The sequence below is a fragment of the Ramlibacter sp. genome, assembly GCF_029866045.1.
Taxonomy (GTDB): domain Bacteria; phylum Pseudomonadota; class Gammaproteobacteria; order Burkholderiales; family Burkholderiaceae_C; genus Ramlibacter.
In genome coordinates this window covers 1-20,863 of sequence record NZ_JARXAB010000021.1, presented here as the reverse complement: position 1 = coordinate 20,863, position 20,863 = coordinate 1, and the positions used below count along the sequence as shown (strand labels likewise).

Sequence of the window (20,863 nt, the reverse complement as noted above, 5' to 3'; positions counted from 1 at the left end):
GTCGTGCCGGGACTTCATGTCAGCACCAAGCCAAGCTTGTGGAGGGCGCGCCCTCATTTTTGGGACTCGATTGGCGCAAGGCAGACCGCCGACCTCAGGCGTGCTCCTTAATTCCAGGGGATATGACATACTCAGTGTCAATACAGATTGACGTATGGCTGTTCCTTTTCCCTTCTCCGCCCTTGTCGGCCAGGACGAGATGAAACTCGCCATCCTGGCCGTCGCCACCGATCCGGGCATCGGTGGCGTATTGGTATTCGGCGACCGCGGGACGGGCAAGTCCACCGCGGTCCGGGCTTTGGCGGCGCTGCTGCCCCCCATCGACGTCGTGGCGAATTGCCCCTATGGCTGCGACCCGGCTGGCTCGGGTCGCCTGTGCGAGGCCTGCGCCGCCCGGCCGGCTGGCAAAAAGCCCGCCAGCCGCCGTGTTCCGGTGCCGGTGGTCGACCTGCCTCTGGGCGCCACCGAGGACCGTATCGTCGGCGCGCTGGACCTGGAAAAGGCCCTGTCGCAGGGCATCAAGGCCTTTGAGCCGGGCCTGCTGGCCCGCGCAAACCGGGGCTTTCTCTATATCGACGAGGTCAACCTGCTGGAAGACCATTTGGTCGACCTGCTGATCGACGTCGCCGCCTCGGGCGAGAACCTGGTCGAGCGTGAGGGCCTGTCGGTCCGTCACCCGGCCCGCTTCGTCCTGGTGGGCAGCGGCAACCCGGAGGAGGGCGAGCTGCGGCCGCAGCTGCTCGATCGCTTCGGGCTGTCGCTTGAGGTGGCCACCCCGCGCGAGCTCGCGGACCGGGTCGAGGTGGTCAAGCGCCGCGACGCGTATGAACACGACCCCGAGGGCTTTGCCGCCCAGTGGCAAAAGCAGGACGAGAAAATTCGCCGGCAATTGCTGCGGGCTCGCAAGCTGTTGCCCGAGATCAAGATTCCGGATGCGGTGCGTGAGCGCGCCGCTCGCCTGTGCCAGACCCTGGGCACCGACGGCTTGCGCGGAGACCTGACCCTCATACGTGCCGCCCGCGCCTTGGCCGCGCTCGAGGGCGCACGCGAGGTGGCGCCCGATCACCTGCGGCGCATGGCCGCGCCCGCGCTGCGGCATCGCCTGCGTCGCAACCCGCTGGACGATGCGGGCTCGACGGTGCGGGTCGACCGCGCGGTGGCCGAAGAATTCGCCACATGAGCGCAGCGGCGCCGAGGGCCAGGGCGGCCCGACGGGCCGGCTGCTTCTTCCTGTGCGCACCTCGTTGATCACCCGGACATGAACGCCGATTCTCAGGACCTCGGGACCGATCGCCAGCCGGACGCGCTGGCGGCCGCCATCCTGCTGGCCATTGATCCGGCAGGCCTGGGCGGCGCCGTGCTGCGCTGCGGGCATGGCCCCGACCGCGAGGCCTGGCTGGCCCATTTCCGGCGCCTGCTGCCCCCCGCCACGCCGCAGCGCCGGATGCCCTCTGGCGCCGGCGAGGCGGCACTTTTGGGGGGGCTGGATTTTGCCGCTTCCCTGCAGGTGGGGCGCCCGGTGTTGCAGCAGGGCCTGCTCGCGCAGGCCGATGGCGGGGTGATCACTTTGGCAATGGCCGAGCGCCTCCCGCGAGCGTCCGCCGCCTTGATCGCCGCCTCGCTCGACACCGGCGAGGTGCTCATCGAACGTGATGGCCTGGGGCGGCGCCTGCCTGCGCGTTTCGGGCTGCTCGCGCTGGACGAGGGCGTGGACGAGGACGAGCAAGTGCCGGCTTCCCTGCGTGAGCGCCTGGCTTTTCGCGTGGACGAGGCCAGCTTGCGCGGGCTGGACAGCCTCGGCCTGGAGGCCGAGAGCGTGGAGCAGGCCCGCGCGCGTCTGCCGCAGGTCCGTGTGAGCGAGGCCATGGTGCAGGCACTGTGCGAGGCGGCGCAGGCCTTGGGCGTGGACTCCCTGCGCGGCTCCTTGCTGGCGCTGCGGTCAGCGCGGGCGTCTGCGGCCTGGGACGGGCGCGAAGAAGTCGACGCCGAGGACGCCGCGCTGGCGGCCCGCTTGGTGCTGGCGCACCGCGCGACACGATTGCCGGCGCCGGCTCCCGAGCAAGAGGCAAGGCCCGAACCGGCGGAGGCGCCCGAAGCCCCGGATCCGCAACCGCCCGCCGAGGCACAGTCGCAGCCACCCGCCGACCCGCCACCGGCTGATGCCGGCAGTGACACGAACCCAAACCAGAACAAGGACCAGGACCAGGAAGCCGAGGCGTCCGTCCAAGACCTGGGCGAACGCCTTGTGGAGGCCGCCCAGGCCGCGATTCCTGCAGGCCTGCTGGCGCTGATCGCGCAGGGCGCCGCCGCGCGCACCCAGGGCACTGGCGGTGGCCGGTCCGGCGCGCTGCGCCAGGGTCTGCACCGCGGTCGGCCGGTCGGCGCTCGCCGCGGCGAGCCGCGCGGCGGTGCGCGTCTGCATTTGCTAGACACGCTGCGCGCCGCTGCGCCCTGGCAGCGGCTGCGGGCGGCTGCGGCGGGGGAGCTGCCCGCGGGCGACCGCCGGCGCATTCATGTGCGCCGCGAGGACTTCCATGTCGCCCGCTTCAAGCAGCGGACCACCACCACCACGGTCTTCGTGGTCGATGCTTCCGGCTCCTCGGCGCTGCACCGCTTGGCCGAGGCCAAGGGCGCGGTCGAACTCCTCCTGGCTGATTGCTATGTGCGCCGTGACCGCGTCGCGGTGCTGGGGTTCCGCGGGCAAAAGGCAGATCTGCTGCTGGCGCCGACCCGCTCCCTGGTCCGCGCCAAGCGCAGCCTGGCGGGCCTGCCCGGTGGCGGCGGTACGCCACTGGCCAGCGCACTCGACGCCACCCGCGGCCTGGTGGAGTCTCTGCGCCGCGCCGGCGACACGCCGGTGGTGGTGCTGCTCACCGACGGCCGCGCCAACATCGCCCGCGACGGCAGCCCGGGTCGCCAGCGCGCCAACGAGGACGCACTGGCCTCCGCAGCGGCCCTGCGCGCCCTGGGTGCGAGCAGCCTGTTGCTGGACACCAGCCCGCAGCCGCAGGCCTCGGCGCAAGCGCTGGCCCAGCGCCTTGGCGCGGCCTATCTGCCACTGCCGTATGCCGATGCGAAGGCCATGTCGGGCGTGGTGCGACTGGCCAGCGGACTGCGCTGAGCGACGAGCGCAAACCGCTCCTTGAACCCTTGGCACGCATGGAACCCCGCCTGGACTGGGACCGCGACGGCCTCGACTGGCCGCACCGCGGGCGCAGCCGGTTTGTCGAGGCGGCCGGGCTGCGCTGGCATGTGCAGCGCTTTGCGCCGACCCAGACGGGCGCGCCGCGCGCGCTGCTGATTCACGGCACGGGTTCTTCCACCCATTCCTGGCGGGATTTCGCGCCGCTGCTGCAGGCGCACTTCGAACTCCTGGCCATCGACCTACCCGGACACGCCTTCACCAGCCTGCCAGACGGAGGCACCTACTCCTCCCAGTTCTCATTGCCCGGCATGGCGGGCGCCCTGGCCCAGTTGCTTGCTGCGGAAGGTTTTGCCCCGGACCTGGTGGTGGGCCACTCGGCGGGCGCGGCGATCGGCGCCCGCATGTGCCTGGACGGCACCGTCCGACCGCGTCTGCTGGCCTCGCTCAATGGGGCCTTGTTGCCGCTCGGGGGGCTGGCCGGGCGCATCTTCTCGCCGGCTGCGCGCCTGATGGCAGTGATGCCTGGCGCGCCGCGCTTCTTTGCCTGGCGGGCCGGTCAGGAGGAGGTGCTGCAGCGCCTGCTGGAAAGCACCGGCTCGCGTCTGGACGCGCGCGGACAGGATCTGTACCGCCGCCTGGCTGCCAACCCGGGGCATGTGGAGGGCGCGCTGGGCATGATGGCCCACTGGGATTTGCCGGCCCTGGCCGAAGCGCTGCCTTCACTCGAGACGCCGCTTTTGCTGTTGGTCGGTCTGCTCGATGGCACGGTGCCTCCCCAGGAGGCGGACCGGCTCGTGGCCCGGCTGGCGCGTGAGGCCCCGGGCCGTGCGCGGGTCAAGAAGGTGTCGCTGGAGGGGCTGGGGCACCTGGCCCATGAGGAGCGGCCGCACGCGGTCCTCGCGCTCCTGCTTCTGGCCTGGCAGGACCTGGGCTGAGGCGCTGCCGCCGCTGATCCGGCGCTGAACCGGTGAGTGATTGACCGTTCGCGAAACCGTCCCCACCGGGCTGCGGATCGTGGCGGCGGGAGGCGTCGGTGGGAGGTGTCGGTGGGAGGGGGTCGGTGGGAGGTGTTGCTCAGGGCGCCTGGGTCCCGCTCGCCGCCGGCCGGTCCGCGGCCGACATGGTTGCCCGCGCCCCAGCCTCGAAGCGTTGCAGCATGCGTGTCGCCATGGCGTCGAGGTCCTCGGGCGCAGGCGCGCGGGCTGCCGCCTCCCAGGCCTCAGGCTGTCCCCGCGCGGCATACACGCCGGCGGCGAGCAGAGGCAGGGTGACAGCCAGGACCAGCGCAATACCGCGCGAGGACAGCTCCCGCCACAGGGGTGGCAGCAGGACGGCCAGGACCAGAAAGATGAGGGCGGCGGCGCCGACCACGAACAGCAGGCTGGGATTCATGGGCTTGCTCCTTCTTCTATCGGCTGTGATGTCTGCGGTCGGCGAATCTGGCGTGACCAGGCGAAGGCCGCGATCCCCAGCAGCGCAAAGGGTCCGAGCCACAGCGCCCAGGTGCTGGCCTGAAGCGGCGGGCGATAGCGCACGAACTGGCCATAGCGGGCGACCATGAAGTCCATGACCTCCTCGGGGCTGCGGCCCTCGCGCAGTTGCTGGCGGATCTGGGCCCGCAGGTCGCGCGCGAGTTCGGCCTGCGAGGCAGCAATCGTCTCGTTCTGGCACACCACGCAGCGCAACTCCTCAGCGAGGGCCATGACCCTCAACTCGAGCGCGGGGTCTTCGGCCACAGGCCGCGCCTCTCCGGCCCGGGCGATACCCACACCCAGGCCGACCCAGGCAGACAGCAGCAGAGCCGCTGCGCAGGCCCAGGCCCGCAGCCACCCTGCGTGACGTCGGCTTGCCCACCCTGCGGCGCTAGCCACGCAGCCTCCGCACCAAGGGCATGACCTCGTCCTGCAGCACGGCGGGTGTGAGTGGACCCACATGCTTGAAGCGGATCACGCCCTGCTGGTCGATCAGAAAAGTTTCGGGCACGCCGTAGACGCCAAACTCCATTCCGAGTCGCCCGTCCGGGTCGCTCAGCGAGGCCCGGTAGGGGTCGCCGTGCGCGGCCAGCCAGCGCAGCGCTTCGGGGGTGGTGTCCTTGTAATTCAGGCCGTAGACCGGCAGCGCGCCGTCGCGCGCAAAGTCCACCAGCACGGGGTGCTCGATGCGACACGCCGCGCACCAGGACGCCCAGACATTGAGCAGCCACACCTCACCGCGCAGGTCATCGCGCGCGATCTGTGGGCCCCCCGCCCCAACCAGCACCGGGACGCGGAAGGCCGGCGCAGGGCGACCCACCAGGGGTGAAGGCAACTCGCGCGGGTCGCGGCCCAGGCCCATGGCCAGCAAGGCCGCCAGGGCGACGAACACCGCCAGCGGCAGCGCCATGCGCACCCATCGACGCGTGATCATGCGGGCCGCTCCTGGGGTGCGGCGGTGGATGGCGTGACGGCCGCCTGCGCGCTGCGCAAGGCGGGCAAGGGCTCGCCGGTTTGCGCCGGCAACGCCGGCGCCTCAGGTTCGCCGGCGGCCTGGCCAGCTGCCACCCGGTAGCGCCGATCGGTGGCCGCCAGCAGACCGCCGAGCGCCATGAGCACGCAGCCGCCCCAGATCCAGTTCACGAGCGGCTTGTGGTGGATGCGGATGCCCAGGGCGTCGGGGGGTAGGGGGTCGCCCAAGGCGACATAGAGGTCACGCATGAGGCCCCGGTCGATGGCCACCTCGGTCATCGGCATGCGGCTGCTGACGTACTGGCGTCGCTCGGGCCGCAGCACCGCGACCACCTCGCCGTCGCGGCTGACGGTGAGCGTGGCGCCCAGGGCGATGTAGTTCGGCCCGGCCCGCTGGCCCAGGCTCTCGAGGCGGAAGACATGGCCACCCACGCGCGCCTCGTCGCCGATGGCCATGCGCAGGTCATGCTCGCTGTGCAGGTGGCGAACCCCGGTCACGCCGACCACGAAGACCGCCACCCCCGCGTGCGCCAGCAGCATGCCGCCAGCGCTGCCGCCCAGGCGCCGCCAGCGTGTGCCAGCTGGTGCCTGGCGCAGCCGTTCGGTCAGGGACACCAGGCCCGAGGCGACGATCCAGGTGGCCAGTCCAAAGCCCACCGCCATGCCGACCGCGCCATGTACCAGCAATACCGCCGCCACCGCACCCACGCCAGCGGCCAGTGCGGCGCCGCGCAGGCGCCGCGCCAATGGCGCTGCCGGCGCATCGCCCCAGCGCGCCAGCGGGGCCACGCCCATGAGAAAGAGGGCCGGTGCCATCAGCGGGACAAACACCGCCTCGAAATACGGCGGGCCGACCGACAGCTTGCCCAGGCCCAGCGCGTCAATCAGCAGTGGATAGAGCGTGCCCAGAAGCACCGCCGCTGTCGCCACGGACAGCAGCAGGTTCCCCGCCAGCAGCAGCGACTCGCGCGAGAGGGCCGCGAAGCCACGGCCTGCACCGAGCGCGGGCGCCCGCAGCGCGAACAGCAGGAACGAGCCGCCGCCCACCAGCACCAGGAAGGCCAGGATGAACATGCCCCGCGCTGGGTCGGTGGCGAAGGCATGGACCGAACTCAGGACACCCGAGCGCACGATGAAGGTTCCCATCAGCGAGAGCGCAAAGGCGGACAGCGCCAGGAAGGCCGTCCAGGCTTGCAGCGCGCCGCGCTTCTCGGTCGCGGCCAGCGCGTGGATCAGCGCGGTTGCCAGCAGCCAGGGCATGAGCGAGGCGTTTTCCACCGGGTCCCAGAACCACCAGCCGCCCCAGCCCAGCTCGTAATAGGCCCAGAAGCTGCCCAGGGCGATACCCAGGGTGAGAAAGCACCAGGCCGCCAGCGTCCAGGGCCGGGTCCAGCGGGCCCAGGCGGCGTCCAGGCGGCCCGCGAGCAAGGCCGCGACTGCGAAGGCGAAGGGCACGGCCAGCCCCACATAGCCCAGGTACAGCAGTGGCGGGTGCAGGGCCATACCCGGGTCCTGCAGCAGGGGGTTGAGATCGCGGCCCTCGGCTGCACCCGGCAGCAGCCGGGTGAAGGGGCTGGAGACGGTCAAAGTGAACAGCAGCAGGCCGGTGCTGATCAAGCCCATCACGCCCAGCACCCGGGCGCGGGTGATCGGGTCCAAGGTCGCCGAGCGCCATGAGACCGCCGCTGACCAGCCGGCCAGGACCAGCGCCCACAGCAGGACCGAGCCCTCGTGGTTGCCCCAGACTGCGGTCAACTTGTAGACGAGCGGCAGATCGCTGTGCGAGTGACCCGCGGCCAGTGCCACCGAGAAGTCGTCATTGACGAAGGCGCTGGTCAGCGCTGCATAGGCCAGCAGGAGCAGCGCGAACTGCACCTGGGCTGCGGGCGCGGCCCAGGCGGCCAGTGCCGGTGCCGGGCCCTGAGCCGGATCGCGGTGCGCGTGACGGGTGGCCCATAACGGCAGCAGCCCCTGGGCCAGAGCGACCGCCAGGGCCAGGGCCAGCGCGAAGTGACCGAGCTCGACGATCATTGCGTCGACCCCTTTGCTGCCTGCAGCGCCGCAGCGGCCTCGGGCGGCATGTAGTTCTCGTCGTGCTTGGCCAGCACCGTGTCGGCGCGGAACAGGCCCTCCGCATTCAGGCGGCCCTGGGCGACCACGCCCTTGCCCTCCTGGAACAGGTCGGGCAGCAGACCGGTGTAGGTGACCGGCACACGGTGCGCGCCATCGGTCACCACGAAGCGCAGCGTCAGACCGCCGGGTTCGCGCGCCACGCTGCCGGCCTCTACCAGGCCGCCGACCCGGAAGTTGCGCCCCTGCGGCGCTTCGCTGCGCACGACCTGTGTCGGACTGAAAAAGAACACCAGATTGCTACGGAATGCGTTGAGCACCAGCGCGCTGGCCCCGGCCATCAGGGCCAGGCAGGCCAGCACCATCAGTGCGCGGCGTCGGCGGGGTGTCATGCGTCTTGCTCCTGTTGCGTAAGCACGGGTCGGCGCGCGGGTGTTTGAGCCGCGGCCCCCTGAGCTTGTGAATCATCTTTTGCCAGCGCCCGGCGCTGCGCCCGCAGTGACAGCAACTCGCCGGCGAAGACCGCCGCGCACATGCCCAGCGAGCCCCACACATAGAGGCCGTAGCCACCCATGGCGAGCCAGGCCGAGAGGGTCTCCCAGGTCAGGCCGCTCATCGCATGGCCTCCCCCACGGACGGGCCGAGCGGCGAGTCCGCGCCCGGTCCCGCGCCTTCACCCTTGCCCGCCAGCGCCTTTCGGGCCCGCTGCGCCCAGGGCGCATGCGCCTCGCGCTCGAGCACCAGCAGCCGCGCCCGCCACAGCGTGACCGCGATGGTGTACATCCAGAACGCCAGTGCCATGACCAGCATGCCGGCCAGCATCGTCGTGGCCATGCTCGGTGCCCGGGTCAAACTCACCGAGGCCCCCTGGTGCAGCGTGTTCCACCAGATGACAGAGAAGTAGATGATGGGCACGTTGACCACGCCCACCAAAGCCAGCAGGGCGGCTGCTCGGTCGGCGCGGCGCGGGTCCTCGATGGCGCCATGCAGGGCCAAGAAGCCCAGATAGAGAAACAGCAGCATCAACTCGGACGTGAGCCGCGCGTCCCAGACCCACCAGGTGCCCCAGGTGGGCTTGCCCCAGAGGGCGCCGGTCCACAGGGCCAGGAAGGTCATGAGCGCACCGGTGGGTGCGAGTGCACGCGCCAGCGTCGACGCCAGCCGGGCGTTGAACACCAGGCCGACCGCGGCCCAGCCGGCCATCACCAGGTAGATCAGCATCGACATCCAGGCCGCGGGTACGTGCACGAAGATGATCCGGTAGGCCTCGCCCTGCTGCGCATCGGTGGGCGCAATCACCAGGCCGATCCACAGGCCGATTGCGGCCAGCACCACTGCCGACCCGGCGGCTAGCCAGGCCAAACGGCCTGCCAGCGGATAAAAGGTCTGTGGCGCGGCAAAGCGAAACAGGGTCTGTGCGGCCATGCGTTCAAGCCTCCACCGAGATGCGCAGTGCGGCGGCGCACGCCGCGGGCGCGCCCGCCAGCGCGAGCAGCAGGCCGGCCCCCAGCAGCGAGAGGGCGCCCGCGGGCGACTGCCCGCTCAGCACCGCGTCCACTGCGCCGCAGCCGAAGACCAATACCGGGACCGACAGGGGCAGCACCATCAGCGAGAGCAGCAGAGCGCCACCGCGCAGGCCCGTCGCCAGCGCGGCCGCAACCGCCCCCAGAAGGCTGAGGATGGGTGTGCCCAGCAGCAATGACGCGAGCAAAACGAGCAGGGCCTCCACGGGCAGGCCGTACTGCAGCGCGATCAGCGGTGCGACCAGGGCCAGAGGAATACCGCTCGCTAGCCAGTGAGCAGTCACTTTTCCCAGAACCAGCACTGGCAGGGGGTGGGGTGACAGCACCAGCTGCTCGAGCGTGCCGTCGGCCCGGTCATCTTCGAACAAGCGCGCCAGCGGCAGCAGGCTTGCCAGCAGGGCAGCGACCCAAGGCACGCCGCCTGCCAGCCGGGCGAGCAGCGCCGGCTCGGAACCGAGGGCCAGCGGGAACAGGCTGCTAGCCATCACGAAGAAGGCGAGGCTCGCGAGGGTGTCGGTGCGCCGGCGGCCGGCCAGGCGCAGGTCCCGCAGCGCCAGTGCCCAAGCGGCGCCCACCAGGCTGCCCAGGCTCGGGCCGGGCTCCACATCGCTCGGCGCGGCCAATGCGCGCGCGCTGACGGTGTGGGAGGGTGGCAATACCGCTGACATGGTCGTGGGCAGTTGGGGGCTGTTCAGAGTTGGAGGGCCAGCGGAGGGGGGCCCCCGAGTGGCAGCGTCTGGTGGCTGGTCAGTACCGCCAGGCCGCCCGCCTGGAGGTGGCGCCGCACTTGACCGGCCAGCCAGTCGCAGGCGGCGGTGTCCAGTGCGTTGAAGGCTTCGTCCAGAACCCAGAGCGGGCGCCGGCGCGACAGCGGCAAGCGGGCCAAGGCGCAGCGCCGGCGCTGCCCTTGGGAGAGCTGGCGTGCCGGTCGGTGGGTGCTGCCGGCCAGCCCGGCCTGGTCCAAGGCCTCGAGTGCCTGGTTGCGCGTGACCGGCTCGCCCGCGATGGCACAGGCGGCCAGCAGGTTCTCGAGCGCGCTCAGATCTTCCTTGAGCGCCGGTTCATGGCCGAGGTACAGCCGTTCCAGCCCGAGCCTTTCGCGCTGTGGCGCCATCGGCGCGCCCCGCCAGAGCAACTCGCCGCTGGCGGGCGGCAGCAGGCCGGCGACCAAGCGCAGCAAGCTGCTCTTGCCCGCCCCGTTCTCCCCGGCCACCTGCAGCCATTGCCCAGCCGAAAGCCGCAGGGACAGCCGCTCGAACAATAGCCGTCCCCCGCGCACGCAGGCGACGTCCTTCAGCTCCAGCGATACCGATCCGGCCATGGGCCCCTTCTCCAGGAAGTGTCACATTAGGTTGACACTTATAACACCCGAAAAAGATTTACATCAAAGGGAATCCCCTGAAAGCCCTCGTTGACAATCTAAACCGTCATGCTAGATTGACACATTGAAGTGTAAAGGCAGCGATACCGCGGCCTGCTTCCCCGGGGGTGCTCCATGGCCAATCGGATCGAATCTGCGCTCGAGCGCCAGTTCATGCTGGCGGAGGGCCCGCATGCGCCGCCACGCCTGCTGGCCGCGATGCGTCATGCCGTGTTTCCAGGCGGCGCCCGCATACGGCCGCAGTTGTGCCTGGCCGTGGCCAAAGCCTGCAGCGAGGACGCGCCGGCCCTGTCGGATGCAGCGGCGACCGCGATCGAGCTGCTCCACTGCGCCTCGCTGGCGCATGACGACATGCCCTGCTTCGACGACGCCGACCTGCGGCGCGGGCGACCCACGGTGCACAAGGCCTGGGGCGAGCCCCTGGCCCTGCTGGCCGGCGACGCCTTGATCGTGATGGCCTTCGAAGCCCTCGGCCGCGGCGCCGATGGCTGCAGTCCGGCCCAGCTCGCAAGGCTTCCGGCGCTTTTGGCCCTGGTGGCCCGTTGCACCGGCGCGACCGACGGCATCGTCGGCGGCCAAGCCTGGGAGTGCGAGCCACGGGTGGATCTGAGCCGTTACCAGCAAGCCAAGACCGGCGCCTTGTTCGTGGCCTCGACCTGCGCCGGCGCGCTGGCTGCCGGCCAGCCTGCCGCCCCCTGGGCACGCCTGGGCGAATGCCTCGGTGAGGCCTATCAGGTGGCCGACGACATCCGGGACGTTCTCGGGGATGCGGTCCTGCTGGGTAAGCCCGTGGGCCAGGATGCCCAACACGGCCGCCCCAGTGCGGCGGCCGACCTCGGGCTGGTGGGCGCCCTGCAGCATTTCCAGGGTCTGATGCAGGCTGCGGTGGATTCAGTTCCCGACTGCCCCAGCCGCGAGTCGCTCTGCCGCCTGGTCCGCAGCGAATCCGAGCGGCTGGTCCCGCAGGTCGCCTGCACCCGGCTGCTGGAGGAGGCGGGCATGGTGCTCGCTCCGAGCAATGCTGGCTCAAGCAGCGTCAGCGCCTTGCGCGGGGTGGCCGGATGACCGCCTCCCACTTGGGCCTGCGCCCCCTTCCCCTGCCCGAGCGGCCCGCCTGGCGCCGCGCCCTGGATGCCCGGATCGACCGCTGGATGGCCCAGCCGTCTCTCTATCGCCGCGCCCTGGCGCTGCCCTTCGCCCGCTGGATGACCCAGCGCCGCGCCGAGCGGCTGTTCGGGGTGATGGCTGGCTTTGTCCATTCCCAGGTCCTGCTGGCTTGCGTACGTTTGCGCGTTTTCGAGCATGTTTTCGAGCGGCCTCGGACCCTGGACGAGCTGGCATCGCTCACGGGTATGCCAGCGGAAGCGCTAGAGCGCCTGCTGAGCTCGGCGGTCGCCATTGAGCTGCTGGCGCTGCGCGGCGGTGGCCGCTACGGTCTGGGCCCCCTGGGCCGACCGGTGGCCGCCGACCCTGGCCTGCGCGGCATGATTGAACACCATGCGGTCCTCTACGAGGACCTGCGGGATCCGCTGGCGCTGCTGCGCGGGCGGGCCGCCAGCCTCCAGGCCTACTGGCCTTACACCGAGGGCTCTGACTCCGGCAGCTCCAGCCGCTGGGATGGCAGCCAGGTGGCTCGCTACTCGGAGCTCATGGCCAGCTCGCAGGGCTTTCTCATTGAGGAGCTGCTCGCGGCCTATCCCTTCGCCGAGCACCAGTGCGTGATGGACGTGGGTGGCGGCCTCGGGGCGTGGATCCGCGCCTTGGCCCGCCATGCGCCCGCCCTCCAACTCAAGCTCTTTGATCTGCCGCCGGTGGCCCAGCTGGCCCGCCAGCAGATGGTTCAGGCCGGGATGGAAGGCCGCGTCGCGGTGCATGGCGGCAGCTTTGCTCACGACCCCCTCCCCACCGGCGCCGACCTCATCACCCTGCTGCGTGTGGCGCATGACCACCCGGATTCGGTGGTCCGGCCGCTGCTGGCGGCGATCCACGCGGCCCTGCCCGTCGGTGGCACCTTGCTGTTGGCCGAGCCCATGGCCGACCCGGACTGTGCCCCTGCCGCCGGCGATGCGTATTACCACTTCTATCTGTTGGCCATGGGCGCCGGACGCCTGCGCACCCCTGCCGAGCTGATGGGCCTCATGGCGGAGGCAGGCTTTAGCCACCTAGAACTGGTGCCCAACCCCATGCCCCTGCACGGCCGCATTCTGGTGGGCAGAAAGACCGGTGTTTACCCCTAAACGGGCCCTTTAGGGACGTCTGAGTGTCAATGTGGGTTGACACATATCAAAGTCAAGCAAAGAATACACGTCATGCATGCCTCCGCCATCGTGTTCCAGGCCCCGCTCCAGCTGTCAGTCAAGAAGCTGCCGCTGCGCGCCCCTGCGCCCGAGGACCTCGAGATCGAGGTCCTGCACAGCGGCATCAGCACCGGTACCGAACGCCTGCTTTGGGATGGCAGCATGCCGCCCTTCCCTGGCATGGGCTACCCCCTGGTCCCGGGCTACGAGACGGTGGGACGGGTGCGACGGGCGCCGGCCGAGAGCGCCCTGCGCGAAGGGGATACGGTGTTCGTGCCGGGCTCCTACAGCTTCGACGGCGTGCACAACCTCTTTGGCGGCGCGGGCTCGCGCCTGCTGGCCCCGGCGAGCCGTGTGGTGAAGGTGTCTGAATCGCTGGGCGAAAAAGCAACGCTTCTGGCGCTGGCGGCGACGGCCTATCACGCGGTGGCCTTGGGCGGCCGCGGCGAACCGGCCACACCGCCGGACCTCATCATCGGCCACGGTGTCGTCGGCCGCTTGCTGGCGCGGCTCACGGTAGCCGCCGGCCTGACGCCGCCCACGGTGTGGGAGACGCAGGCACAGCGCCGCACGGGGGCTGAAGGCTACCCCGTCATCCACCCGGACGAAGACGGCCGCAAGGACTACCGCGCGATCTACGACGTCAGCGGTGACTCCGCCATCCTGCACAAGGCCATTCCGCGCCTGCAAATGGGAGGCGAAGTGGTGCTGGCCGGCTTCTACAAGGGCGATCTGGCCTTTTCCTATACCCCCGCCTTCCTCCGTGAGGCCCGCATCCGCGTGGCCGCCGAATGGAAACGGCCTGACTTGCTGGCGGTCACCCAGCTGGTCGAAGAGGGCCGGCTGTCACTGGACGGCCTGGTCACACACGTCGAGACGCCGTCCCGCGCACAGCAGGCCTATGAGGCGGCGTTCGGCGATCCCTTGTGTCTGAAGATGGTTTTGGACTGGAGAAACTGAGATGGCATCCCAAGAAAACAGTCAACCTGTGCGCTTTGTTGAAACCCTTCGTCGCGAAGCGGCGCAGGCGCCCGACCCGGTGCACACCGGCGCGCCCACCAAAGAAACCCAGATCATCGCGATCTACGGCAAGGGCGGCATCGGAAAGAGCTTCACCCTCGCCAACCTCTCCTACATGATGGCCCAGCAGGGCAAGAAGGTGCTGCTCATTGGGTGCGACCCCAAGAGCGACACCACCAGCCTGCTGTTCGGAGGCAAGGCCTGCCCGACCATCATTGAGACCTCTTCGAAGAAGAAGCTGGCCGGCGAGAGCGTGTCCATCGGTGACGTCTGCTTCATCCGCGACGGCGTGTTCGCGATGGAGCTCGGCGGCCCCGAGGTCGGCCGCGGCTGCGGCGGGCGCGGGATCATCCACGGCTTCGAGACCCTGGAAAAACTCGGCTTCCACGACTGGGGCTTTGATTACGTGCTGCTCGACTTCCTGGGCGACGTGGTCTGCGGCGGCTTCGGCCTGCCGATCGCACGCGACATGTGCCAGAAGGTGATCGTGGTCGGCTCCAACGACCTGCAGTCGCTCTACGTGGCCAACAACGTGTGCAGCGCGGTCGAATACTTCCGCAAGCTCGGCGGCAACGTCGGCGTTGCCGGCATGGTGATCAACAAGGACGACGGCACGGGCGAAGCGCAGGCATTCGCCGCCAACGCTGGCATCCCGGTGCTGGCCGCGATCCCGGCCAACGAGGACATTCGCCGCAAGAGCGCCTCTTACGAAATCATCGGCCGTCCCGGCACCGAGTGGGCCTCCCTCTTCGAGGAGCTGGCCACCAATGTCGCCGAGGCGCCTCCGAAGCGTCCGAAGCCGCAGACGCAGGACGAACTGCTGGCACTTTTCAGCTCCGACGTCGTGGGCCGCAACGTGGTCCTGCAGCCGGCCACGATGGCCGACATGACCGGCGTCGAGCATGTGATCAAGCCCACCCTGGAAGTGATTTACGACGCCGCGTAAGCGACGTCCGAACCACACGCGCCGCACCATGGACCGCATCATTCCCATTCAGCCGGCTCCGGCCGATGTGACGTCGGTGTCTGCCACGGCCATCGCGCCTTCCGCCGATGGCCTGGGCTGCCACGCCGGCAAGGACGCGATGCAGCAGGCCGCCCTGTCTGCTGGCAAGGGCGAGATCCTCGCGCAATATGCCGCCGACTATCCGCGCAAGGCCGACGCCGGCCCGCACGATCAGCCACAAAGCATGTGCCCGGCGTTCGGCTCGCTGCGGGTGGGTCTGCGCATGCGCCGCACTGCCACCATCCTCTCGGGATCGGCGTGCTGCGTGTATGGCCTGACCTTCACCTCGCACTTCTACGGCGCCCGCCGCAGCGTGGGCTATGTGCCGTTCAACAGCGAGACGCTGGTGACCGGCAAGCTGTTCGAGGACATCCGCGATTCGGTCTACGACCAGGCGGATCCGGCCAAGTACGACGCCATCGTCATCATCAACCTGTGCGTGCCGACGGCCAGCGGCGTGCCGCTGCAACTGCTGCCCAAAGAAATCAACGGCGTGCGCATCATCGGCATCGACGTGCCGGGTTTTGGCGTGCCCACGCATGCCGAGGCCAAGGACGTGCTCGCCGGTGCGATGCTGCGCTACGCCCGCACCGAGGCCGAGGCCGGCCCGGTGGCCGCGCCGCGCCAGGCGCGCAGCGACAAGCCTTCGATCACGCTGCTGGGGGAAATGTTCCCGGCCGACCCGCCCGGCATCGCCCAGATGATCGCTCCCATGGGCCTGGCGGTGGGGACTGTGGTGCCCACACGCGAGTGGCGCGAGCTCTATGCGGCGCTTGACTGCGCAGCGGTGGCAGCCATCCACCCCTTCTACACCGCCAGCGTGCGGGAGTTCCAGGCCGCGGGTCGTCCGATCGTGGGCTCCGCACCCGTCGGTGTTGAGGGCACGCACGACTGGCTCGGCGCCATTGGCCAAGCCACGGGTGTGTCGCAAGACAAGATCGACGCCGCTCGCAACGCCGCGCAGGCCGCGATGCGCGGCGTGTTGTCGCAGCAAAAGATCCAGGGCCGCATCACGCTCTCGGGCTACGAAGGTTCCGAGCTGCTGGTGGCGCGTCTGCTGGTCGAGTGCGGTGCTGACCTGCGCTACGTGGGCTCGGCCTGTCCGGCCACCCCCTGGAACGCGCAGGACGCCGCGTGGCTTCAGTCCAAGGGCGTGCATGTGCAGTTCCGCGCTTCGCTCGAACAAGACATCGCCGCGTTCCATGAATGGAAGCCCCAGCTGGCGATCGGCACTACCCCGGTGGTGCAGGCCGCCAAGGAAGCCTGCATCCCCTCGCTGTATTTCACCAACCTCATTTCTGCTCGCCCGCTCATGGGCGTGGCCGGTGCCGGCTCGCTGATTCAGGTGATCAACGGCGCGATCGGAAACCAGCAGCGCTTCGACCGCATGAAGGAATTCTTCGGCGGCGCCGGCCAAGGTGACGAGGCCGGCGTGTGGGCCGAGGTGCCACGCCAATTCCCCGCCTTCCGCGCCGATGTGAAGCGCATGAACGAGAAGGCCAAGAAAAAGCGCAAAGCGGAGGAGATGGGCTCATGAGCGCTCCGACCCCGACCCCGATGCCGACGGTGGCCAAGCTGCCGGTCAAGCCCAATTTCGTCATCGACCATGACCGCGCAGGCGGTTACTGGGGCGCGGTGTATGTGTTCACCGCGATCAAGGGTTTGCAAGTGGTGATCGACGGCCCGGTGGGCTGCGAGAACCTGCCCGTGACCTCGGTGCTGCACTACACCGACGCGCTGCCTCCGCACGAATTGCCCATCGTCGTCACCGGCCTGGCCGAAGAACAGCTCGGACGCGAAGGCACCGAAGGCGCAATGAAGCGCGCCCACGCGGTGCTTGACCCCGAACTGCCTGCGGTGGTGGTGACCGGCTCGATCGCCGAAATGATCGGTGGCGGCGTCACGCCCGAAGGCACCAACCTGATGCGCTTTTTGCCGCGCACCATCGACGAAGACCAGTGGCAGTGCGCCAACCGCGCCATGAGCTGGCTTTGGACCGAGTACGGCATGAAGAAGGTCCCGCCGCGTGAGCGCAAGGAAGGCGAGAAGCCGCGGGTCAACATCATCGGCCCCTGCTACGGCACCTTCAACAGCCCCAGTGACATCGCCGAGATCCGCCGCCTGGTGCAAGGCATCGGCGCCGACATCAACCTGGTCTTTCCCCTGGGCAGCCACCTGGCCGAGGTCTCGCGCCTGGTGGAGGCCGACGTCAACATCTGCATGTACCGCGAATTCGGTCGCGGCCTGTGCGAGCTCCTGGACCGCCCGTACCTGCAGGCGCCCATCGGGCTGCACTCGACAACGCTTTTCCTGCGCAAGCTCGGTGAGCTGCTGAACTTGGATCCCGAGCCCTTCATCGAACGCGAAAGACACACGACCCTCAAACCTCTCTGGGACTTGTGGCGCTCGGTGACGCAGGATTTTTTCTCCACCGCCAGCTTTGCCGTGGTCGCGACCGAGACCTACACCCGCGGCATCCGCAACTTCCTCGAAGAGGAAATGGGTCTGCCTTGCCGCTTCCATGTGGCACGCAAGCCCGGCGAGAAAACCGACAACGCCCGCGTGCGCGAGTTGGTGCATAGCAAGCCGCCCTTGATTCTTTTTGGCAGCTTCAACGAACGCATGTACCTGGCCGAGGCCGGCGGCGCCAGCCCGATGCGGCCGGCGTTCATACCAGCGTCCTTTCCCGGGGCCATCATCCGCCGCCACACGGGAACCCCCTTTATGGGCTACAGCGGCGCGACCTACCTGGTGCAGGAGGTCTGCAACGCCCTCTTCGACGCGCTGTTCCACATCCTGCCGCTGGCCACCGACATGGACCGTGTCGATGCCACGCTGGCACGCGGCATTGCCGGCGCGCCCGATGTGCCCTGGGATGAGAGCGCGCAGGCGCTGCTGCATCGACTGGTGGCCAGCCAGCCGGTGCTGGTGCAGATTTCGGCGGCCAAGCGGCTGCGTGACGAGGCCGAGCGCGGTGCGCGTGACCAAGGCAGCGAGCGTGTAGAGCCCGCCCATGTGGAGCGCGCCGGAGTGTCGCTGGGTTGGGGTTCGAGCCTGGCAGCGGAGGTGGCGACATGAGCCGCACCGTCTGCAGGACAGGAATGCAAGGCATGTCGTGGCATCCCGCCACGGCCACCCAGGTTGCGCGGGTTGGGCGCAGCGCAGGCCGTGAGGCCTTTTTCTAAAAGGAGCAGTCGCATGTCGAATCGGACATCTATTTCCGGCCTGACCGACGAAGAGGCTCAGGAGTTCCATCAGTACTGGACCCAAGGATTTGTGGGATTCGCGGCTGTCGCCGTGATCGCCCATGCCCTGGTCTGGGCCTGGCGGCCCTGGTTCAGCTGATTCGAACCGCTAGCTAAATCAAGGAGTCGATCATGACCCAACCCTTCGCTCACGCACGCAGGACGCCCGCCCCCTCGGTGGACCGCAGCCTGCTGATTGTTTTCGTTCCCTGCTTCGTGGTGCTCTTTTCCGTGGCGCTGCTCGGCCAGTTGGTCGGACTGCACTGGAAAGGCTGGTTGCCGGGCGCAGAGAACATGGACAACGTGTTCTCAGGGACCCGGGCCGCGGTCTACACCCTCTTGTCTCATATTTCCTAGGAGTTACACCATGTGGAGAGTCTGGCGTCTTTATGACCCCCTTCGCGCGATGGTCGTTCAGGGCATTTTCCTGTTCGGCCTGGCAGCAATGATCCATCTCATTCTGCTCAGCACGAACAAGTTCAACTGGCTTGACGGTGCCAAGAAGGCACCGGCCGCAGCGGCGCAAAACGCCCCGCTGCCGGCAGCTACGCCCAAGTCGTCCTGATCCGGCGATAGCCCCGGGAGCTGTCTCCAGACGTGGTGATCTGGCACAGCCCCCGCGGCGTACGCCCCGAATTGTTTCCATTTCCCTGAGGCAGGAGAGCCCTATGGCTATGCTCAGTTTTGAGAAGAAATACCGAGTCCGCGGCGGGACCCTGCTTGGCGGAGACCTGTTCGATTTCTGGATGGGCCCGTTTTACGTTGGCTTCTTCGGCATCACCACGATGTTCTTCGCCCTGCTTGGCACGGCGCTGATTCTCTGGGGCGCCTCGCAAGGGCCCACCTGGAACCTCTGGCAGATCAGCATCGCACCACCGGACCTGTCCTATGGCCTGCGCGCGGCGCCGCTCATGGAGGGTGGCCTGTGGCAGTTGATCACCATTTGCGCAATCGGCGCATTTGGCTCCTGGGCCATGCGCGAGGTCGAGATCTGCCGCAAGCTGGGCATGGGCTATCACGTGCCCGCAGCGTTCAGCGTGGCCATCATTGCCTATGTGACCCTGGTCGTTGTGCGCCCGGTGCTGCTGGGCGCCTGGGGCCATGGCTTCCCCTACGGCATCTTCAGTCACCTCGACTGGGTGTCGAACGTCGGCTACCAGTACCTGCATTTCCACTACAACCCGGCGCACATGATCGCGGTGAGCTTTTTCTTCACCACGACCCTGGCCCTCTCGCTGCACGGCGCCCTGGTGCTGTCATCGACCAACCCGCCCAAGGGCCAGGTGGTCAAGACCCCCGAGCACGAGGACACCTACTTCCGCGACATCGTCGGCTACTCGGTGGGCACCCTGGGCATTCACCGCGTGGGCTTGTTCCTGGCGCTGGCGTCCGGCCTGTTCTCCGCCCTGTGCATCGTGATCAGCGGGCCTTTCTGGAGCCGCGGCTGGCCCGAGTGGTGGGGTTGGTGGCTGAACCTGCCCATCTGGTCGCAGTGGCCGCTCCAATAAACCGAGGGATTTTCTGATGGCTCAATACCAGAACCTCTTTACCACCGTGCAGGCCACTGGGCCGCTGCACATGGGCGTGCCCCTGGGGCACGGCAACAGCCCCCGCACCGGACAACCCTGGATCAACTACTGGGCCGGTAAGCTGGGTAACGCCCAGCTCGGACCGATCTATCTGGGCGGTCTGGGACTGGCGTCCCTTATTTTGGGCACACTGGCTTTCAACATCATCGGCTTCAACATGCTTGCCCAGGTCGGCTGGGACCCGGTGCAGTTCGTGCGTCAGCTGTTCTGGCTGGCGCTGGAGCCGCCGCCGCCCCAGTACGGTCTGTCGCTGCCGCCGATGAACCAGGGCGGCTGGTACATGATCGCCAGCCTCTTCCTGCTGGCCTCGGTCATGCTTTGGTGGGCGCGTACCTACCGGCGTGCCCGCGAGCTGGGCATGGGCACCCATATTCCATGGGCCTTCGCTGCGGCGATTTGGCTGTTCTTGGTGCTCGGCCTGTTCCGCCCCATTCTCATGGGCTCCTGGAGCGAGGCGGTGCCCTACGGCATCTTCCCGCACCTGGACTGGACGGCCGCTTTCTCGCTGCGTTACGGCAACCTGTTCTACAACCCCTTCCACGCGCTCTCGATCGTGTTCCTCTATGGCTCGGTCCTGCTGTTCGCGATGCACGGCGCCACCATCTTGGCGGTCGGCCGCTACGGTGGCGAGCGTGAGATCGAGCAGATCGTCGACCGCGGCACTGCCTCGGAGCGCGCCGCCCTGTTCTGGCGCTGGACCATGGGCTTCAACGCCACGATGGAGTCCATTCACCGCTGGGCCTGGTGGTTCGCGGTGCTGTGCCCGCTCACTGGTGGCATCGGCATCTTGCTGACCGGCACCGTCGTCGACAACTGGTACCTGTGGGCCATCAAGCACGGCGTTGCACCGATGTACCCGGACGTCTTCCCTGCCGTCTCCGATCCTTCCCTGGGAGTCAAGCCGTGAGCCACGCCATGACCCGAACCCACACGCTGATGCGTCACGGCGCGCGCCTGCTGGCCGCTGCCTCCGTCCTGCTCCTGGCCGCCTGCGAGCGGCCCCCGATGGAGTCGGTCCAGCACGGCTACCGCGGTACCGGCATGGTGCAGGTGGTCAACCCCAGCACCATCCCCGCCAGTATCGCGGCCAACGAGGTTCCTGTGGCCCTGCCCGCTGTGCCGGCCGATGGCCCCAAGGCCAAG

General features: G+C 68.8%; 24 protein-coding genes. 15 read left to right on the top strand and 9 right to left on the bottom strand.

What is annotated here, in order from left to right; genetic code table 11:
- The first annotated feature begins 154 nt into the window (after positions 1-154).
- From bchI to bchO, 3 genes are all read left to right on the top strand, one after another.
- On the top strand, positions 155-1,180 hold the full coding sequence (bchI, locus tag QE494_RS01690; protein ID WP_300040890.1) for a magnesium chelatase ATPase subunit I: 1,026 nt from the start codon (positions 155-157) through the stop codon (positions 1,178-1,180).
- Positions 1,181-1,258: 78 nt separating this feature from the next.
- Complete coding sequence (locus QE494_RS01685) at positions 1,259-3,121, top strand: magnesium chelatase subunit D (RefSeq protein ID WP_300040888.1); 1,863 nt, start codon at positions 1,259-1,261, stop codon at positions 3,119-3,121.
- 38 nt (positions 3,122-3,159) lie between these two features.
- A complete protein-coding gene (gene bchO, locus QE494_RS01680; protein ID WP_300040885.1) occupies positions 3,160-4,080 on the top strand; it encodes an alpha/beta fold hydrolase BchO in 921 nt (306 codons plus the stop codon).
- 139 nt (positions 4,081-4,219) lie between these two features.
- Here bchO and QE494_RS01675 read toward each other — a convergent pair whose 3' ends face one another.
- From QE494_RS01675 to ccmA, 9 genes are read right to left on the bottom strand one after another with little or no spacing between them, the layout of a single operon-like run.
- On the bottom strand, positions 4,220-4,537 hold the full coding sequence (locus tag QE494_RS01675; protein WP_300040883.1) for a hypothetical protein: 318 nt from the start codon (positions 4,535-4,537) through the stop codon (positions 4,220-4,222).
- Positions 4,534-5,016 carry a cytochrome c-type biogenesis protein gene (locus QE494_RS01670; RefSeq protein ID WP_300040881.1) on the bottom strand — a complete coding sequence of 161 codons (483 nt, stop codon included), beginning with the start codon at positions 5,014-5,016 and terminating at the stop codon, positions 4,534-4,536. The genes QE494_RS01675 and QE494_RS01670 overlap by 4 nt, the downstream gene beginning before the upstream one ends.
- Positions 5,009-5,551: a DsbE family thiol:disulfide interchange protein gene (locus QE494_RS01665; protein WP_300040879.1), complete on the bottom strand. Its 543-nt coding sequence runs from the start codon at positions 5,549-5,551 to the stop codon at positions 5,009-5,011. The genes QE494_RS01670 and QE494_RS01665 overlap by 8 nt, the downstream gene beginning before the upstream one ends.
- On the bottom strand, positions 5,548-7,620 hold the full coding sequence (locus QE494_RS01660) for a heme lyase CcmF/NrfE family subunit (RefSeq protein ID WP_300040877.1): 2,073 nt from the start codon (positions 7,618-7,620) through the stop codon (positions 5,548-5,550). Before QE494_RS01660 ends, QE494_RS01665 begins: the two co-directional genes overlap by 4 nt.
- Complete coding sequence (gene ccmE, locus QE494_RS01655; protein WP_300040874.1) at positions 7,617-8,051, bottom strand: cytochrome c maturation protein CcmE; 435 nt, start codon at positions 8,049-8,051, stop codon at positions 7,617-7,619. The genes QE494_RS01660 and ccmE overlap by 4 nt, the downstream gene beginning before the upstream one ends.
- Positions 8,048-8,275 carry a heme exporter protein CcmD gene (gene ccmD, locus QE494_RS01650; protein ID WP_300040872.1) on the bottom strand — a complete coding sequence of 76 codons (228 nt, stop codon included), beginning with the start codon at positions 8,273-8,275 and terminating at the stop codon, positions 8,048-8,050. The genes ccmE and ccmD overlap by 4 nt, the downstream gene beginning before the upstream one ends.
- On the bottom strand, positions 8,272-9,084 hold the full coding sequence (gene ccmC / locus QE494_RS01645; protein WP_300040870.1) for a heme ABC transporter permease CcmC: 813 nt from the start codon (positions 9,082-9,084) through the stop codon (positions 8,272-8,274). Before ccmC ends, ccmD begins: the two co-directional genes overlap by 4 nt.
- Before the next feature lie 4 nt (positions 9,085-9,088).
- A complete protein-coding gene (gene ccmB, locus QE494_RS01640; RefSeq protein WP_300040868.1) occupies positions 9,089-9,850 on the bottom strand; it encodes a heme exporter protein CcmB in 762 nt (253 codons plus the stop codon).
- A 23-nt stretch (positions 9,851-9,873) separates the two neighbouring features.
- Positions 9,874-10,503, bottom strand: a complete 630-nt coding sequence (gene ccmA, locus QE494_RS01635) for a cytochrome c biogenesis heme-transporting ATPase CcmA (RefSeq protein ID WP_300040866.1) — start codon at positions 10,501-10,503, stop codon at positions 9,874-9,876.
- A 174-nt stretch (positions 10,504-10,677) separates the two neighbouring features.
- On the opposite strand from ccmA, the gene QE494_RS01630 reads away from it, so the two are divergent.
- The 12 genes from QE494_RS01630 to QE494_RS01575 form a co-directional block, all read left to right on the top strand.
- Positions 10,678-11,628, top strand: a complete 951-nt coding sequence (locus QE494_RS01630; protein ID WP_300040865.1) for a polyprenyl synthetase family protein — start codon at positions 10,678-10,680, stop codon at positions 11,626-11,628.
- Positions 11,625-12,800, top strand: coding sequence for a methyltransferase (locus QE494_RS01625; RefSeq protein ID WP_300040863.1), 1,176 nt, complete (start codon positions 11,625-11,627; stop codon positions 12,798-12,800). The genes QE494_RS01630 and QE494_RS01625 overlap by 4 nt, the downstream gene beginning before the upstream one ends.
- Positions 12,801-12,872: 72 nt before the next feature.
- Entirely contained in the window at positions 12,873-13,820 is a 948-nt protein-coding gene (bchC, locus tag QE494_RS01620) for a chlorophyll synthesis pathway protein BchC (RefSeq protein ID WP_300040861.1), read from the top strand.
- A gap of 1 nt (position 13,821) precedes the next feature.
- On the top strand, positions 13,822-14,826 hold the full coding sequence (locus QE494_RS01615; RefSeq protein WP_300040859.1) for a chlorophyllide a reductase iron protein subunit X: 1,005 nt from the start codon (positions 13,822-13,824) through the stop codon (positions 14,824-14,826).
- Positions 14,827-14,854: 28 nt separating this feature from the next.
- Entirely contained in the window at positions 14,855-16,423 is a 1,569-nt protein-coding gene (gene bchY, locus QE494_RS01610; RefSeq protein ID WP_300040857.1) for a chlorophyllide a reductase subunit Y, read from the top strand.
- 20 nt (positions 16,424-16,443) lie between these two features.
- Positions 16,444-17,964: a chlorophyllide a reductase subunit Z gene (gene bchZ, locus QE494_RS01605; RefSeq protein WP_300041129.1), complete on the top strand. Its 1,521-nt coding sequence runs from the start codon at positions 16,444-16,446 to the stop codon at positions 17,962-17,964.
- Positions 17,965-18,084: 120 nt separating this feature from the next.
- On the top strand, positions 18,085-18,231 hold the full coding sequence (gene pufB / locus QE494_RS01600) for a light-harvesting antenna LH1, beta subunit (RefSeq protein WP_300040855.1): 147 nt from the start codon (positions 18,085-18,087) through the stop codon (positions 18,229-18,231).
- A 32-nt stretch (positions 18,232-18,263) separates the two neighbouring features.
- Positions 18,264-18,488 (top strand): hypothetical protein, encoded by a 225-nt coding sequence (locus tag QE494_RS01595; RefSeq protein WP_300040853.1) that lies wholly within the window; start codon positions 18,264-18,266, stop codon positions 18,486-18,488.
- Between the two features lie 10 nt (positions 18,489-18,498).
- Positions 18,499-18,696, top strand: coding sequence for a light-harvesting antenna LH1, alpha subunit (gene pufA / locus QE494_RS01590; RefSeq protein ID WP_300040850.1), 198 nt, complete (start codon positions 18,499-18,501; stop codon positions 18,694-18,696).
- A 103-nt stretch (positions 18,697-18,799) separates the two neighbouring features.
- A complete protein-coding gene (gene pufL / locus QE494_RS01585; protein ID WP_300040848.1) occupies positions 18,800-19,639 on the top strand; it encodes a photosynthetic reaction center subunit L in 840 nt (279 codons plus the stop codon).
- Between the two features lie 16 nt (positions 19,640-19,655).
- Entirely contained in the window at positions 19,656-20,627 is a 972-nt protein-coding gene (gene pufM / locus QE494_RS01580) for a photosynthetic reaction center subunit M (RefSeq protein WP_300040846.1), read from the top strand.
- Positions 20,628-20,635: 8 nt separating this feature from the next.
- The coding region (locus tag QE494_RS01575; RefSeq protein ID WP_300040843.1) for a photosynthetic reaction center cytochrome c subunit family protein at positions 20,636-20,863 on the top strand (228 nt) is incomplete at its 3' end.